Origin of the sequence: Roseovarius sp. W115 (assembly GCF_032842945.2) — a bacterium.
GTDB lineage: Bacteria > Pseudomonadota > Alphaproteobacteria > Rhodobacterales > Rhodobacteraceae > Roseovarius > Roseovarius rhodophyticola.
Genome location: NZ_CP146606.1, coordinates 1452509 through 1467701, shown reverse-complemented (window position 1 = coordinate 1467701; position 15193 = coordinate 1452509). Strand labels below are relative to the sequence as shown.

General features: G+C 51.4%; 17 protein-coding genes. 9 read left to right on the top strand and 8 right to left on the bottom strand.

Translation table 11 applies throughout. The annotated features are described in order from the left end of the window. Window positions 1–58: 58 nt before the first annotated feature. From fliP to fliF, 4 genes are read right to left on the bottom strand one after another with little or no spacing between them, the layout of a single operon-like run. Complete coding sequence (fliP, locus tag RZS32_RS07520; protein ID WP_317056397.1) at window positions 59–799, bottom strand: flagellar type III secretion system pore protein FliP; 741 nt, start codon at window positions 797–799, stop codon at window positions 59–61. After that, window positions 796–1095, bottom strand: a complete 300-nt coding sequence (locus tag RZS32_RS07515) for a FliM/FliN family flagellar motor switch protein (RefSeq protein ID WP_317056396.1) — start codon at window positions 1093–1095, stop codon at window positions 796–798. The genes fliP and RZS32_RS07515 overlap by 4 nt, the downstream gene beginning before the upstream one ends. Further along, on the bottom strand, window positions 1095–1700 hold the full coding sequence (locus RZS32_RS07510) for a hypothetical protein (protein ID WP_339106868.1): 606 nt from the start codon (window positions 1698–1700) through the stop codon (window positions 1095–1097). The genes RZS32_RS07515 and RZS32_RS07510 overlap by 1 nt, the downstream gene beginning before the upstream one ends. Next, a complete protein-coding gene (fliF, locus tag RZS32_RS07505) occupies window positions 1700–3331 on the bottom strand; it encodes a flagellar basal-body MS-ring/collar protein FliF (protein WP_339106867.1) in 1632 nt (543 codons plus the stop codon). Before fliF ends, RZS32_RS07510 begins: the two co-directional genes overlap by 1 nt. A 123-nt stretch (window positions 3332–3454) precedes the next feature. On the opposite strand from fliF, the gene RZS32_RS07500 reads away from it, so the two are divergent. The 9 genes from RZS32_RS07500 to RZS32_RS07460 all read left to right on the top strand — a co-directional run bounded on the left by RZS32_RS07500 (window position 3455) and on the right by RZS32_RS07460 (window position 12725). Then, complete coding sequence (locus tag RZS32_RS07500) at window positions 3455–3946, top strand: flagellar basal body-associated FliL family protein (RefSeq protein WP_317056394.1); 492 nt, start codon at window positions 3455–3457, stop codon at window positions 3944–3946. Window positions 3947–3956: 10 nt separating this feature from the next. Next, window positions 3957–4337, top strand: coding sequence for a hypothetical protein (locus tag RZS32_RS07495; protein ID WP_317057859.1), 381 nt, complete (start codon window positions 3957–3959; stop codon window positions 4335–4337). Beyond that, on the top strand, window positions 4327–4929 hold the full coding sequence (locus tag RZS32_RS07490; protein WP_339106866.1) for a MotE family protein: 603 nt from the start codon (window positions 4327–4329) through the stop codon (window positions 4927–4929). Before RZS32_RS07495 ends, RZS32_RS07490 begins: the two co-directional genes overlap by 11 nt. Window positions 4930–5002: 73 nt before the next feature. Beyond that, a complete protein-coding gene (motA, locus tag RZS32_RS07485; RefSeq protein WP_317057858.1) occupies window positions 5003–5872 on the top strand; it encodes a flagellar motor stator protein MotA in 870 nt (289 codons plus the stop codon). Next, entirely contained in the window at window positions 5869–8148 is a 2280-nt protein-coding gene (locus tag RZS32_RS07480) for a tetratricopeptide repeat protein (protein WP_317056392.1), read from the top strand. The genes motA and RZS32_RS07480 overlap by 4 nt, the downstream gene beginning before the upstream one ends. Window positions 8149–8352: 204 nt before the next feature. Further along, complete coding sequence (gene flhA / locus RZS32_RS07475) at window positions 8353–10347, top strand: flagellar biosynthesis protein FlhA (RefSeq protein ID WP_422395942.1); 1995 nt, start codon at window positions 8353–8355, stop codon at window positions 10345–10347. An 85-nt stretch (window positions 10348–10432) separates the two neighbouring features. Further along, window positions 10433–11209 carry a flagellar biosynthetic protein FliR gene (locus RZS32_RS07470; protein WP_317056391.1) on the top strand — a complete coding sequence of 259 codons (777 nt, stop codon included), beginning with the start codon at window positions 10433–10435 and terminating at the stop codon, window positions 11207–11209. Then, entirely contained in the window at window positions 11206–12291 is a 1086-nt protein-coding gene (locus RZS32_RS07465) for an EscU/YscU/HrcU family type III secretion system export apparatus switch protein (RefSeq protein ID WP_317056390.1), read from the top strand. Before RZS32_RS07470 ends, RZS32_RS07465 begins: the two co-directional genes overlap by 4 nt. Then, on the top strand, window positions 12291–12725 hold the full coding sequence (locus RZS32_RS07460) for a hypothetical protein (RefSeq protein ID WP_317056389.1): 435 nt from the start codon (window positions 12291–12293) through the stop codon (window positions 12723–12725). Before RZS32_RS07465 ends, RZS32_RS07460 begins: the two co-directional genes overlap by 1 nt. Before the next feature lie 6 nt (window positions 12726–12731). Here RZS32_RS07460 and RZS32_RS07455 read toward each other — a convergent pair whose 3' ends face one another. Genes RZS32_RS07455 through flgG form a run of 4 tightly spaced genes read right to left on the bottom strand, consistent with a single transcriptional unit; the run spans window position 12732 to window position 15184 of the window. After that, window positions 12732–13223, bottom strand: coding sequence for a flagellar basal body-associated FliL family protein (locus RZS32_RS07455; RefSeq protein ID WP_317056388.1), 492 nt, complete (start codon window positions 13221–13223; stop codon window positions 12732–12734). Window positions 13224–13232: 9 nt separating this feature from the next. Beyond that, window positions 13233–13961: a flagellar basal body L-ring protein FlgH gene (gene flgH, locus RZS32_RS07450; protein ID WP_422395941.1), complete on the bottom strand. Its 729-nt coding sequence runs from the start codon at window positions 13959–13961 to the stop codon at window positions 13233–13235. 12 nt (window positions 13962–13973) lie between these two features. After that, a complete protein-coding gene (gene flgA / locus RZS32_RS07445; RefSeq protein WP_317056387.1) occupies window positions 13974–14399 on the bottom strand; it encodes a flagellar basal body P-ring formation chaperone FlgA in 426 nt (141 codons plus the stop codon). Beyond that, entirely contained in the window at window positions 14399–15184 is a 786-nt protein-coding gene (flgG, locus tag RZS32_RS07440) for a flagellar basal-body rod protein FlgG (RefSeq protein WP_317056386.1), read from the bottom strand. Before flgG ends, flgA begins: the two co-directional genes overlap by 1 nt. Between the last annotated feature and the right edge of the window lie 9 nt (window positions 15185–15193).

Below are 15193 nucleotides of genomic sequence, written 5' to 3'. Positions count from 1 at the left end.
CTTGTTATTCTGATGAACCAGTGGAGTTAGCTTGTTGGAATGCAATCAGATTTGTCCGCTAAAAGTATCCGCGTACAAGGCCATCTGCGACCAAAGTCCATCCATCTGCAATCACAAAGAACGCCAGCTTGAATGGAAGCGAGACAATAGCAGGTGGGACCATCATCATGCCCATGGACATCAAAACCGCTGCAACGACAAGGTCAATGATCAGGAATGGGAGAAATAGCAGGAAGCCAACCTGAAAGGCACGGGAGATTTCCGAGAGCATAAAGCTTGGGATTAGTAAGGACAAAGGTGCGGAAGAGGTATCCGGAACATCCTGGAACTCCGGTCTCAATGAGGCCATGGCTAAGTACGTATCCTGATCAATCCGTGACGACATAAATGCACGAAAAGGATCAAGTGCCAGCCGAACACCTTCTTCGGTCGATATCTCTTCCTGTAAAAGAGGCACTATGCCCGCAGACCAAGCTTCGTTGAAAACGGGTTCCATTACAAAATATGTGAGAAACAAGGCAAGACTGATCAGGAGCATGTTTGGCGGAGATTGTTGAAGTCCAATACCCTGTCTTAAAATCGCGAGCACAGTCACCATAAACGGGAAACATGTGATCATAATGGCCAAACCAGGGGCAAGGCTAAGGACTGTGACAAGAACAAGGATCTGTATCGCTCTTGCAGAGATCGATTCCCCTTCGCCGAGGGAAACTGACAACTCCTGTCCAAATGCAGGCGTCACGTAGGATGCGACTAGAAAGACGAGCGCCAGAAGGCTAGCGCGGTGAGAGAATGTCATCCCAAACCGTCTTGAAGATCTGCGACCTCTGTAAGGCGGACAGATAGCCGACCCAGGTTTTCGCCTTGCATTTCTTCCAATTCACCACGGGCAATCAGACGTTCTCCGACATACAGTTCGACGGCATCGTCGACCCGCTTGTCCAAAGGCAATACGGCGTTTTTTCCCATTTTGAGTAAGTCACGGATCAGAGGTCGCGCCTTACCAACAGAAATTGTGATTTCGATCGGTACGGCGGAAAATGGATTTCGCGTTTCTGTCTCATTGCGTTCGGGAACATCTAGGTCATCCGCCATCAGGCAACATCCTTTGTCTCAATGTCTGGGGTGTTGGCTTTGAAGAATGTGTCGATAACTTCTGTGATCCCATCAATCACGGAAGTGAAGTCAATCGCTTGTTCCTCTAGACCACCAAATTTGACATGCACCTGCCCGATTTTGAGCTGGGGGTCCTCGGCGATGGAAATGGGCATGCCTTCGCATTCATACAAAGTGTTTTTCAGCTCATTCACATGCTCGGTGGCACAGTGAATTTGAATTTGTTGATGTCCATGTGCTTCAAGCATTTCATGCACGACTTCATTGATCTTTGGGCCAAGCGTCTTTTGCGCAATTTTGGGAAGTAATGTGCTAACGATTTGATCTAGAAGCGGTTTCACTTGAAATAAAACATCGCACTGACTTTCCTTGAGACCGCACGAAATGTCCCGCAAAGCGTCAATTAGGTCAGCTGAATGAGACCCACGTGCCTCGTTGCTGGCGGCATTGCAGTCTTCCCAACCCGCCTGGTACCCTTTCTCGAAGGCAGCGAGTTTTTCTTCTTCCAGTGAGACATCGGATATCTCCAGCATGCGCCCATTCGCAATAGTGCCGAAGTCTTCAAGCAAGCCTGACAAGGACATCACGCGCGTTCCTCCTCGCCTTCCAGCCAACTCCGAAGGATTTCTACAGTCTCGTCTTGCCGTTCACCGATCATCAAACGCAATCGATCAACTGGGTCTTCGGGACTACCTTGCAGAGAGGGCAAACTGTCTCCGGCCAATAGGCTGCCAGTGTCATCTGCAGATGAGATAAGCGTCATAGACTCTGCGGACACATCCCCGGTATCAATCTCGCCAACCAGCGAAGGCATGCCTTCCAGTCCAGGTTCAGATATGCTGCGTGCCTTTGCTTCCAACTGAGGGGCCTCAGTTGACACTGGGCGCGACAGCAGCGGCCTTACGACAAATAGTCCAAGGACAAGAGCAACAAGCCCAAGAATTGCGGATTTGATCAGCGCCATCCAATCCATTGAAAAACTCGACAAAAAGGAACTTTGCGCATCGGTGCCCTGCTCGGGAATCAATTCAAATTGCATCGTCTTGAGAGTGATGACATCCCCACGTGCTTCATCAAAGCCTACCGCAGACGCAACAAGCTCTTTGAGCGCAGCAAGTTCTTCTTCGGAACGATTTTCGAATTGCTCTACACCCTGAGGATCAGTTTTGGATATGCCGTTTAACAAAACTGCCACTGTCAAGCGTTTGACCGAGCCGGGAATGAGTGTCACTTGGCGCTCTGTTTGAGAGACTTCGTAATTGATCCTCTCGCGTGTTTCGCTGGTTTCGCTTGATGAGGAGTCCGCACCGCCCGCATCGCCATCTGGCAGGTTTGAAGCAACCGTGACTTCAGAACCACCCTGATCAGAAGCCGCATTGGAAACTTCTTCGGTATCGGTGCTGATTGCGACCCGGCTCTCAGGGTCTATGACAGTCTCTGTAAAGGATTCGCTCTTTGTGACGTTCTCAACGCTGACTTCTACGACGGCATTTCCCGGGCCAACTCGAGCTTCCAACATACGTTGGACGCGGGCTTTGAGAAGCTCGGCTTTTTCATCTGTTGAATTAGGCTGAGCGTCATCCACGTGAGCAATTAGACTTCCATCACTGTCGATAACAGAAACATCGTCTGGCATGAGTCCGGGAACAGCCGACGCGATGAGAAACTTAAGCGCGCGGGCGTGTTGACCAGACAATCCGGTACCCGTGGTTTTAATTGATAAGGATGCTGATGGTTTCACATCACGTTGAAACGGGTTCGAACCTTTGTTTGCAATGTGAACACGTGCGGAGGAAACGGAGGGGTGTGTTAGAATAGTTCTGGCCAGTTCGCCCTCTTTGGCGCGCCAATACGCGGCATCAAACATTTGAGATGTCGTCCCAAATCCTGAGAGCCCATCCAAAAGCTCGTAACCGGATGTGGAGTTTGCAGGCAACCCTTCGCTGGCCAATGTCATGCGCAACTCATCCCGGCGCGATGCGTCCACATAAATGGCGCCGCCTTTTACGTCATAAGTAACGCCTCGTTGTTCAAGCGATTGGATGACTTCTCCCGCGGCGCCGCTGTCCAGGCCCGCATAAAGGAGAGTTAGGCTTGGCGTAGAGGCCACTTTGGTCATCGCAAGAATCGCAGCAAACACTCCGACAGTTGCCAGAGAGACAATTACGCGTCGTCGTGCGTCCAAGCTCATCCAGACATTCAGCAATTGTTGCAATTTCTTGCCTCCTGATCATTGGCGTTCTGCCAAGGCTTGTGCGCATGTTTCGCCGATCAGGCTTAACAATCGGTTAGTTTATACGTGCTTATCTGCGGCACATGTTAAAACCAGGACTTAGCCATGGCCGAACCAGAGGCTGAAATGCCAGAAGCGCAGACAAAGAAATCCAAACTCCCACTTTTATTGGGCATTGCGTTGCTCCTCGTTGGAGGAGGCGCTGGATTTTATGCCGTGAACTCAGGTCTGCTAATGGGTGAAGAGTCCAAGACAGAGTCGCATACAGAAGACGAGCATCCTGCCGTCAAAGACATGCCGGATATGTCATTTGTCGCGCTTGATCCGCTTGTTGTGTCCTTTGGTGGTGGAGATGGTCCAAACCTGAGATTTCGAGCGCAACTGGAGGTTCATGCGCCGTATCACGATGAAGTGGCCAAAGTCACACCTCGGGTCATGGACGTTCTGAATTCTTATTTGCGCGCTGTTGATCTGGAAGATCTTCGCAGAAATTCCGCACTTGTCACGCTTCGAGCGCAAATGTTGCGCCGTATTCAGGTTGTGACGGGCGGCAACCGAGTGAACGATCTCTTGATCATGGAATTTGTACTGAACTGAGGGCGAAATGATCGACATGATTGCAGATGTACTTTTGGTAGCTGGGGCTATTGGCGCAGGGTTTTACTGTTTTGTTCTCGCGCGCCGTCTTAGTCGGTTCAACGATTTGGAAAAGGGTATCGGAGGCGCCGTTGCGGTGCTGTCGGCGCAAGTGGATGACTTGACAAAAACACTCCAGTCCGCGCAGCACACTGCATCTGCGTCGACTATGTCTCTGGACGGACTAACAGATCGTGCGGAAAGCGTCGCCAAAAGGTTGGAAATCCTGGTTGCCGCGATGCATGACATTCCAACAGAACCGGTCGCTCAGCCATCTTCTTCGCAACAGGATACACAGCCCACTGCAGTCTTCCGGCGTCATGCAAACACGTCGAACGGTGATGCAGCATGAAAATATTCTCTCGAAAAAAGCAGTCAAAAAAGCCGGAAGTCTGCAGGTGATTATTGTACTGCTTATTGGTTCGGCACTTTTACGCCTCGGTGAAGGCACTGGGCAAGCTCTCGCACGAGGTCCCGGTGAAATTGAAACCATTGCATCGCCACAAGCCGATGAGATCCCCATTTGTCCAACGCCGAATGACCTTGAAAACATTCTCACTGTTCTCAATCAACGTGAAGACGGTTTGGTTGAAAGAGAAACTGCCCTGCGTGACAGGATGCATGCGCTGGATATCGCAGAAGATCAGGTGAGCAAGAAGCTTGCCCAACTTGAACGTGCAGAACAAAATCTTAGAGATACAATTGCTCTTGCAGATACAGCCGCCGAGACGGATCTGGGTCGGCTCACGCGTGTCTACGAAACCATGAAACCGAAACAGGCTGCGGCGCTGTTTGAAGAGATGGACCCGAACTTCGCGGCCGGATTCCTCGGACGAATGCGTCCGGATGCAGCGGCCGCCATTATGGCTGGACTGAGCCCGGAAGCCGCGCATCTCTTCAGTGTTGTTCTGGCTGGCCGCAATGCCAATGTGCCGCGCGAATGAAATCAAAAATCTCAGCCATTTCTTAACTTCGCCATGCCAATTTAACCTCAATCTGTTTTCTGTGGTGAACGGTATGATCGGAATTATCGGTATTCTTGTAATCTTTGCGATGGTTTTTGGCGGCTATCTCGCGGCTGGTGGAAAGCTTGGGATTATTCTCAAAGCTCTCCCATTTGAGATGATGATGATCGGAGGGGCGGCAATCGGTGCGTTCTTGATCAGCAATGATATGGGGGCAATCAAGCATACAGCAAAAGACATCGGAAAAGTTTTCAAAGGCCCAAAATGGAAGCCAGATGATTACCGAGAGCTGCTATGTCTGCTCTTTGAACTTCTTAGGCTCGCGCGTGCAAACCCAGTTGGAATTGAAGAGCACATTGAGACACCAGAAGAGTCGACGATCTTCAGCAAGTACCAAAAAATTCTTGGCGACAAAGAAGCCATAGCACTGATCTGCGATACAATGCGATCAGCCTCGATGAACTACGATGATCCGCATCAGGTTGAGGATGTCTTGGACAAGCGCATGGAAGCATCCATGCATCACGCGCTACATTCCAGTCACGCGCTTCAGACAATGGCAGATGGTCTGCCGGCGCTGGGGATTGTCGCGGCGGTTTTGGGGGTTATCAAGACGATGGCCTCAATTGATCAGCCGCCAGAAGTGCTTGGCAAAATGATTGGTGGTGCTTTGGTTGGGACATTCTTGGGCGTCTTTCTTGCCTATGGTCTTGTTGGTCCCTTTGCCGGCAAGGTCAAAGCGGTGGTTGAAGAGGACGGTCACTTCTACCAACTAATTCGCGAAGTCCTTGTGGCCAATCTTCACAACCATGCAACCAACATCTGTATAGAAGTTGGTCGCCAAAACACGCCGTCGCATTGTCGGCCAAGTTTTGTCGATCTGGAGACTGCGCTTAAGGAAATGAAGCAGGAAGCGGCATGAAGTTTTGCGGCGCAATCCTGGTGTTTTTCATTTTGGGGCTTACACCTGCATTCGCGCAAAAAGTAACAATTCGAGCTGGTGAGCACCAAGGGTTTTCACGCCTTGTATTCAACCTGCCAAACCGTACTGAATGGTCGATTGATGACTTTGGAGACGGGTTCATTCTGCGGTTTGATGAAACGGCTCTTGTTCTGGATACAAGTACTGTTTTCGCAAAGCTCGACAAAAACAGGATCACAACTGTTAAAACTGCCAAATCTTCCAGTTCCGTTTATGTAGAGTTTGCCTGCGTTTGCAGGATCGAAACCTTCTGGCACGGCCGTTCTAGGCTGGTTGTTGATGTGATCGACATAGAGAGAGCCGAAGCAGCTCACTTCGTGCCGTCACGCAACCCAAATCAAAGTCTTGATATCAATCCAAAAACTGTTCCGGGCATGCGCCTTCCTGCTGAACGCACTTCTCGAACAGCACGGCTATTTGAAACCACTATGGGTTTGGATGAAACAGCCGTGAGCCAAAATCAAAGTGCTTCTGAAAGCGAGGCAAGAGTCGCAGCGATTTCCAAGACAAATAAAGAGCTTCTGCGAAGCCTGGCGCGTGCTGCAACTCAGGGCCTTTTAACGGCAAAGAATGCTTTGAAGGTCGAAAAACAACAGAAAGAAAACACTGTAAAACCGACGGATGGGCGCGACCCCGAAGATAACCAAGAGGATCGCAACAAAAATCTGAACCCTGCTGATAGTGTTAGCGTAAATGCCATCACAAGCATCGACCGCGATTTTCTGGCCGGGTTGGAAATCCTTGGATCGAAGGAGACGATCTCTGAGTGCCTTGCACAAGACCGCGTGGATGTTGGATCCTGGGTGGATGATGTTTCATTCTCTCAACGGATTGGCCCTTTAAGGATTGAACTCACAAACGAGCTTGATCGACCCAATATGAAGGCCACAGAAAGCCTAGTAAGATCTTACTTGTATTTTGGCTTTGGTTTAGAAGCTCTCAGCGTGCAAGCAAATGCCTCGTTCTCCGAAGACGACCGTGCAATCTACGCGACGATTGCCGCGATCATGGATGGTGATCCTGTGCCTGTGCCATCCGTCTTTCAAAATCAGCTCACGTGTGATGGTGCTGCGGCTCTTTGGGCGGCCCTATCTCGCCCAAGCTTATCGAGTGATTTGGATGCGAACTTAGACGCTATTCTCTTTTCATTTTCTGAGCTGCCCAGGCACTTGAGAGCACATTTGGGCCCTACTTTGTCGGGATTGTTTCTTAACGCGGGATTTGTCGAGGAAAGTGCGCACGTACTCAGGATTTTGGAACGCGTAGAAGAAACGAAAAACCCTGAGGAGATGTTGGCAAAGGCCGAGCATTTCGCAGCGACGGGTGAGGCTGAATTGGCAACTGAACATTTTGGAACTGTGGTGGAATCAGACAGTCGTCCTTCGGCATCTGCACTTGTCAAAATGATTGAAGTGATGCTGGAGCGCGGCGAAGTGATCCCGCGCGACATTGCCGATTTGGCTGGAGCGTACGCATATGAGCGACAGTATCATGATTTAGGTCCTGCAATCACGCGGGTACACATCTTGGCGTTGGCATCTTCAGGTGACTTTGCCGCAGCATTTCAGGTACTGGAAGCGACTGAGCAATTACCGATGTCTTCTGCAAACGGCATTCGCGCGGAACTCGCAGATATTCTTGCTTCCAGCGGTGACCAATTTGAAACTCTTCGATTTGCTTTGTCTGGACAGCTTGGCGAGGCGCAAAACCTTACCCCAGAAACGGCATATGGCATCGCCAAAACATTAAAGACCATGCGGTTCTATGAAGCCGCTTTGCTTTATTTGAACCGTTCTTTTCCAAAAACTCTGCAAAGAAATGCGCGTTTGTTACGTTCCGAGATATCGCTGGCGCAGGACAACCCAAGATCTGCGGAAGCCGCGCTTCTTGGGCTTGATGGTCAAGATGTGAATGTTCTGCGCGCGCATGCCAAGAGCATGTTGGGGCATCATGACCAAGCTGTGGCTCTGTACCAATCCGCGGGTATGGCATCTGCTGCGTTAAGAGAAGCGTGGTTGGCAAGAGAATGGGATAGGCTTCCTGAAGAAAGCGGAGTTTTTGGTGCCGTTGCAAATTTGTATGACGGACCAGAGCCACCTGTGGATGAAGGACAGTTGGCTCAAAGCAGTGCGTTGATTGATACAGCGTCCAACTCAAGAACAGCCATCGAAGCCATGCTGTCCGCTGTCCCCCGCCTGCAGGAAACAAATCCCTAGTTTTCACTTTAAATTACTAAATTTAAACGAAAAAGCTTCAGAGTTGCGGAAATTGAAGGATGAGCAACCGCAATCTTCGGAGATCGTTTTGGCTTTTATAACTCCCCACAACTGGGCTGTTTTGCAACTCTTGAAGGCTGACGCGTCTGGCCGCCTTGGCAAGTTGGAGTCGTCACTCCCACGCTGTCGCAAAGGGAGGTCGTAATGTTCAAAAATGCACCGGGCGCAATTTTTCAACCAACTGTGCTGCTCGCATTGGCGCTTATGGCCATCATCATCATGATGATCCTGCCGATGCCAGCTTGGGTATTGGATGTCGGCCTTGCCGCGTCTTTTGCATTGGCCATTCTGATTTTCACGGTCACTCTTTTCATTGAGCGACCGCTCGATTTCTCTTCATTCCCGACAATACTTTTGGCATCGCTCATGCTTCGTCTGTCTTTGAATGTATCATCGACAAAGCTCATTATCGGGCAAGGTCATACAGGTACGGATGCGGCGGGCGATGTCATTGAAGGCTTTGCCAGCTTTGTGATGGGAGGAAACGTGTTCCTCGGGTTGGTCGTGTTTGGTGTCCTGCTCATTGTGAATTTCATGGTGATCACTAAGGGCGCTGCACGTATGGCCGAAGTGGGCGCACGCTTTGCTTTGGATGGTATGCCGGGCAAGCAGATGGCGATTGACAGCGATATGTCTGCGGGCGCAATCGATCACAAAGAAGCCCGTGAGCGCAGAGAGCGTGAACAACAGGAAACCACTTTCTTTGGCTCATTGGACGGAGCTTCGAAATTCGTTAAGGGCGATGCGATTGCCGGTGTTCTGATCACGCTGCTTAACCTGATCGTTGGCTTGATCATGGGTCTTGTCGTTCATGATATGGCCATTTCCAAAGCGTTTGAAACCTATGCCATCCTAACGGTCGGCGATGGGCTGGTGACACAAATTCCGGCTGTCATTATCTCAATTTCATCTGCGTTGTTGTTAGCGAGGGGAGGTTCCAAAGGCGCAACTGACATCGCGCTCTTTGCGCAGCTCGGCCGGCATCCTTCGGCTATGCTGACTGTTTCGTTTTTGATGATCTTGTTCGCGATAGTGCCCGGATTGCCCTTCGTACCTTTTACAATTGGTGGCCTTGTCCTTGGCGGTGCTGCCTTCTGGCAGATGTCACAAAAGAAGAATGAGTCAAACAACGCAACAGAACCCGCTCCAGAAATCCTACCGGCCAGCAAGTCGCTAGGCGATCTTCTGGATCTGGACGATGTGCACGTCGAATTTGCGCCGGATTTGGTGAATATGGTGTTGGACCCCGGTTCTGGACTGGATGCTCGGATTGATAATATGCGGCGTCACATCGCCAGCCATTTTGGTGTGATACTCCCCGAAATTCGCCTCACCGACGAGCCATCATTGCCATCAGGAACTTACTTGATCCGCATACAAGGCGTTGAACAGGCGCGGGCAAATTTGCGGCTGGACCACGTTCTGGCTTTGGATCCTGCCAACCACCCGTCTTTGCCAAGCGGGGAAATCGTGAGTGAACCGGTCTACGGTGCACCAGCCTGTTGGATTCCGCAGTCTGAAGAGCAAGAGGCCGCTGTTTCTGGTGTCACATTGGTCTACCCGGCTGAGGTTTTGGCGACGCATCTGCTTGAGATCATCAAGCGCAATCTTGGCCGTTTGCTCACGATGAAGTCGATGCGATCACTGCTTGATGAAATGGTTAACCTCAGCGACTCTGCCCGTTCTGACGCGAACCGGAAACTGCTCGATGAAATGGTGCCTGATCGCGTTCCAACGGATTTGCTGCACGCCGTTTTGAGGTTGCTTTTGAACGAGCAGGTTTCGATCCGGAATATGCCGCTGATCCTTGAGTCTTTGTGCGAAGCCAGACAGGTCCACAAATCGACCGAAGCCATGTGTGAACATGTTCGCCAGCGACTGGGGTTTCAGCTTGTCTCACAGCTTGTCACCGAAGATGGAAATCTGCCTCTGATCCAGCTGGCACCTGAGTGGGAGGATACGTTTTTGACCTATCAGGTAGAAACTGACCGGGGTCGACTGGATGTCGCGCTACCGCCTGAACTCTTCAATTCGCTGACTGCAGCGGCATCAGAGCAAGTGGCGCAAGCCAGCGAAAGGGGGGCTTTCCCGCGATTGTCACATCAGCCCCGCGCCGTCGATTCTTGCGCACAGTGTTGATGGCAAAAAACATTACGAACCCGGTCTTGTCGTTTGAAGAGATTGGCGTCAATGCTCAGCCCACATTGGTCGGTGTGATCCCGGCATGACCGAATTGGCAGCCCTTCTGGATCTGACAAATCAGCTTTTATGGGTACATTTTGTCGTGTTCTTGCGCGTCGCACCGGCGATGGCGCTATTCCCCGGCCTAGGAGAGCAATCCATACCAGCGCGCTTCAAACTGTTGCTGGCCCTTATGTTTACCGTAACTGTAACACCCGTTCTCACTCCAGATCTGATCGAAATGCCGGACAATGTTATGGCTTTCACACAGGTCATCTTTGTAGAAATCGGGCTTGGCACATTGATTGGCCTTGGGTTGCGGCTTTTTCTCCTCGCACTACAGACTGCGGGGTCCATTGCGGCGCAGGTCACATCCCTTTCTCAAATCCTTGGCAGTTTAGGTGTCACACCGCTACCGGCGATGGGCCATCTTTTGGCGATTGGCGCACTGACATTGGGCATGATCCTGGGCATGCATGTTCATTTAGCCAGAATGCTTGTTTTGACCTACGAGGTCCTTCCAACAGCCGTCGTTCCCGATGCGGGTTCGGTCGCGCAATGGGGAATTTATAGAATATCAGATGCGTTCTCATTGGCATTTACCCTCGCCGCACCATTTGTAATCGTCTCGGTTGTCTACAACGTTACGCTCGGCGTGATTAACCGCGCCATGCCGCAAATGATGGTGGTTTTCATTGGCGCTCCGGTGATCACGTTCATGGGCCTTACTCTGCTGTTCTTGCTCTCAGCCATTATGCTGCGTTTATGGGTGGAAGGTTTTCAGGCGTTTATGATCAATCCGTTTGAGATTGTCCGATGAGTGGCAAACCAGATGACGATACCGACAAGTCGCACGAGCCGACGCCTCATAAGCTGGCAGAGGCACGAAAAAAGGGTCAAATCGCAAAATCGGCTGATTTGACTACGGCCGCAGCCTATGGTGGTTTTCTCCTTACGGCGCTTGTTGCGGGAGAGGCATCGGTAGACGCTCTCGCATCGTTGTTCAAAACACTGATTTTACAATCGGGTACGCTTTCGGAACTGTTTTTTGAAGGCAGTCAACATGTCGTTTCAGGTGCAATCCTGAGCATACTTGCCGTCGGTCTTTCGGCTTGGTTCATTTTACCGACTTCAACAGCATTGGCGTCCGTGTTTGCCCAACGCAGCTTCATCGTTACGCCGTCGAAGCTAAAGCCGAAATTATCGCGGATCAGCCTTATCCAGAACGCCAGAAACAAATACGGTCCAACAGGCCTGTTCGAGTTTTTCAAGAACTTCGCAAAACTGGTCCTCTATTCCTGCCTGCTTGCAATCTTTATGATTTACCGCCTGCCCGAACTGGCCGGGAGTCTGCATGCAGAACCGGCTCAGATTGGGGCGCTTATGGCGCGTATTTTGGTCGACTTCATGTGTGTTGTTCTGGGCATTGCGCTGGGCATAGGCGCAATTGACTACATCTGGCATTACTTCGACCATCTGAGACAAAACCGCATGTCACATCAAGAACTTAAGGAAGAATTCAAGCAAAACGAGGGCGACCCGCACCTCAAAAGTGAACGCCGCCAGCGTGCTGCGCGTGTCGCGTCGGAACAAATGATCAGTGATGTGAAGGACGCTGAAGTTGTGATCATGAACCCAACGCATTTTGCCGTGGCCCTGAAGTGGAGCCGAATGCCCGGGGCTGCCCCAGTTTGTGTCGCTAAGGGTGTGGACCATATGGCGATGACCATTCGTGATGTGGCCATGGAACATGGCGTGCCTGTCCGGCAGGACGCGCCAACGGCGCGTGCGCTCTTTGCCTCAACAGAAATCGGTGAGGAAATCGATCCGTCACACTACCGCGCTGTCGCAGCCGCAGTGCGTTTTGCCGAAGCCATGCGTAAACGTGCGAAAGGCCTGTGATGAGAAAAAACACGCTTCAGCAATTGTCAGATTTGACTAACGCTAAGTATCAAGCGGATTTGGCGCGTCTGGCGACCTTAAAAGAGGCCGAGGACAATGTGCGCAGTGCGCTGGATGAGTTAGACACGTCACGCAGACGAAACGCGGCCGCCTTGTTGTCCGAGCTGAATGGGCAAAAATCTTTGGGCGGTGATGTGCTATGGCAGGCATGGATGAGTCGTGCGCGCGAGGCCAGGCAACTGGAAATGGCACAAATTCGGGCGCAGAAAGAGCATTTGCTGCAAACTCTGCGTTTATCATTTGGTCGCCGGCTTGCGGCCGAGCAACTCAGAGAACGTTATTCTGCTGATACCCGAAAACAAGACAGCAAAAAGCACCAATCAGAACAGCAGAGCTTGAACATCCTAGACGCGGCTGGCAAGCAGGACGGTTAGAAAGAGCTACATGTCCTGGCGTGCTATGTCGGTGATAAGAACACTGGTCACCACGTCTCCAACGAGATTTTGCGCCGTATCCGTAAGAGCTGTGCGCAGTAAATCCATGTTGCGCGCCTCGGTGAATTCACCTTTGAAGCCGCCCATGTTGGCATGGTCAAACAGGACCTGCAAAAATGCATCACGCAGCTTGGGTTCGACCGCGTAGACAGTGCTTGTCTCACCTTCGGTAATTTCGATGCTCAGTGACATGACCACAAGAGCGTTTACAAGATCGCCTACCACGATTGGCACGACAAACTGATTGTTGAGCTTTACATACTCCGAAGAGGCGTGAGTGTTTTCAATACTCTTTGCGTCTTCTTCAACTATTGAGGCCATCTCTTGTGTTGTTTGTTTTGAAGGTTCTTCGACAGGCGCACGTAGAAAATACCCCGCCCCGCCGCCGCTGGCGAAGCCCAAAACGCCCATCAAAATAGGTACAATAAGTGCTTTCATGGCGGGGGCTCAGAATGGCAAAATCATATCAAGGACCTGCTGCCCGTAACGCGGCTGCTGCATGTCCGAAATCTGGCCGCGTCCTCCGTAGGAAATGCGAGCAGATGCAATTTTGTCGTAGGTGATTTCATTGCGCCGTGAGATATCCTCTGGCCGGACGTAGCCTTGAACCAGAAGTTCGCGCAGCTCAAAGTTCACCCGCACCTCTTGAGACCCGCGAATCTCCAGAACGCCATTTGGAAGAACCTGTGTGACCGCAGCAGCAATGCGCAGAGTTAGCTCTTCTTGACGACTGACGGAACCATTTCCGCCGGAACGTGATGACGAATCTATATTCACAGCTTCGGCGGAACTTGCGCCTTCAGGAAGACGTGGATCAATGCGTTGCGGGATACTCAACAGATCAGGAACGCTAAGTCGCTCCGAACCGCTTCGAGACCGGTCGGTTGAGTTGGAAATTGCGGCCTCTTCATCAATTTCTATAACCACGGTTAGAATATCACCTTGCTTAACAGCGCGCCGGTCACCCAAAAGCGATTGCTGACCACCACTCCAAAGCGATGCATGGTCAATATCGCGCTTTGCCGTGTGCTCGTTTGTCACCAGCGGCGCAGTCATCGCGCGTCGCTCAAAGGATTGCTCACTTGGGGAAAAGCTTGGCGGTTTTCCAAGATGATCCATGCGCGCGCATCCCCCAAGAAGGATGAACACAATAAAACTTCCGGCAATGACTTTCAAACCAGATATCTCCTATTTCGATACAATGACTTGACCACTTTTGCTGACACGACCAGACACTGTGCTGCGCGATGACAGGTTCATGACGCGCACAAGTTCCCCCAATCCGGCACGATCCAAAGACCGACCTTCGGTTGCGATGCGCAGCCCGTTAGTTTCGTAAATCAATTCAACAACTTGATTGCGCTCTATCACCGCAGGCGCCTGTACGTCGGCCTCTCTAATTGGTCGACCGGCGTAAAGCGCTACACGGGCCTCCTGACCAACAAGACGCTCGGGATCTGCTACGCCGCCCGGAACATCTTTTTCGATGTAATCCAAGTCGCGTTCGCTCAGCACAGTCATTGGCCGAATGGTGTGAGCTGCGACAATTGTATCCGCGCTAGCCGGGGTCGCGAGCGTCAAGGTGACTAGGGTTAAAGTGCGCAGAAACCTCATCAGCGCACCTGTGTTGTCGCGCTTAACATTTGATCTGCTGCTGTGATCACCTTCGCATTGAGCTCATATCCGCGCTGTGCTTCGATCAACTCAGTGATTTCACGCACGGCATCTACAGAGCTGTCTTCCAGATACCCTTGTCGCACAGTGCCCAGCCCATCTTCTCCTGGTGTGCTGGACAAAGGAGTCCCGGAAGCTTCGGTCTCAAGAAAGAGGTTACCGCCCGCAGCTTCCAACCCCTTCGGATTGGTAAAGCCCACCATGTTGATCTGACCTAAAAGCTGAGCTTCTGTTGCTTCTGCGAAATAGGCATAAACTTCGCCAGCTGCATTGATGGAAATGGTGCGCGCATCATCTGGGATCGTGATTTCCGGAGCGACCGGGTACCCTTCAGATGTCACAATCAACCCGTCGGCTGATCGTTTCATAGCCCCATCACGTGTGTAAGCCGACAGGCCTGATGGCAAGGTGACTTCAAAATACCCGCTGCCTTCGATGGCAAGATCCAGATCACCGCCGGTTCCCGACAAAGATCCTTGTGCCAATGTGATCGACACAGCTGCGGGTCGTACGCCAAGCCCAAGTTGCACGCCCGTAGGTAAAACCGTGCCATCGGCTGAGTTGACAGTCCCAGCGCGCGCCAGTTGCTGGTAGTGCAAGTCTGCAAACTCTGCTCGACGAGTATTGTATCCAGTCGTCGACATATTCGCCAGGTTGTTGGAGATCGTTTCAACCCGCATCTGTTGGGCGGCCATTCCGGTCGCAGCAATCTTCAAAGCGCGCATTTGTCCATC

Excerpts from the sequence above, each read along its gene's own strand:
- RZS32_RS07490 (WP_339106866.1), top strand. The coding sequence starts at position 4,327 with ATGCAGCATGAAAATATTCTCTCGAAAAAAGCAGTCAAAAAAGCCGGA.
- RZS32_RS07465 (WP_317056390.1), top strand. The coding sequence starts at position 11,206 with ATGAGTGGCAAACCAGATGACGATACCGACAAGTCGCACGAGCCGACG.
- RZS32_RS07500 (WP_317056394.1), top strand. The coding sequence starts at position 3,455 with ATGGCCGAACCAGAGGCTGAAATGCCAGAAGCGCAGACAAAGAAATCC.
- RZS32_RS07460 (WP_317056389.1), top strand. The coding sequence starts at position 12,291 with ATGAGAAAAAACACGCTTCAGCAATTGTCAGATTTGACTAACGCTAAG.
- RZS32_RS07470 (WP_317056391.1), top strand. The coding sequence starts at position 10,433 with ATGACCGAATTGGCAGCCCTTCTGGATCTGACAAATCAGCTTTTATGG.
- RZS32_RS07515 (WP_317056396.1), bottom strand. The coding sequence starts at position 1,095 with ATGGCGGATGACCTAGATGTTCCCGAACGCAATGAGACAGAAACGCGA.
- RZS32_RS07480 (WP_317056392.1), top strand. The coding sequence starts at position 5,869 with ATGAAGTTTTGCGGCGCAATCCTGGTGTTTTTCATTTTGGGGCTTACA.
- motA (WP_317057858.1), top strand. The coding sequence starts at position 5,003 with ATGATCGGAATTATCGGTATTCTTGTAATCTTTGCGATGGTTTTTGGC.
- flgG (WP_317056386.1), bottom strand. The coding sequence starts at position 15,184 with ATGCGCGCTTTGAAGATTGCTGCGACCGGAATGGCCGCCCAACAGATG.
- flhA (WP_422395942.1), top strand. The coding sequence starts at position 8,353 with ATGTTCAAAAATGCACCGGGCGCAATTTTTCAACCAACTGTGCTGCTC.
- flgA (WP_317056387.1), bottom strand. The coding sequence starts at position 14,399 with ATGAGGTTTCTGCGCACTTTAACCCTAGTCACCTTGACGCTCGCGACC.
- RZS32_RS07455 (WP_317056388.1), bottom strand. The coding sequence starts at position 13,223 with ATGAAAGCACTTATTGTACCTATTTTGATGGGCGTTTTGGGCTTCGCC.
- RZS32_RS07510 (WP_339106868.1), bottom strand. The coding sequence starts at position 1,700 with ATGTCCTTGTCAGGCTTGCTTGAAGACTTCGGCACTATTGCGAATGGG.
- fliP (WP_317056397.1), bottom strand. The coding sequence starts at position 799 with ATGACATTCTCTCACCGCGCTAGCCTTCTGGCGCTCGTCTTTCTAGTC.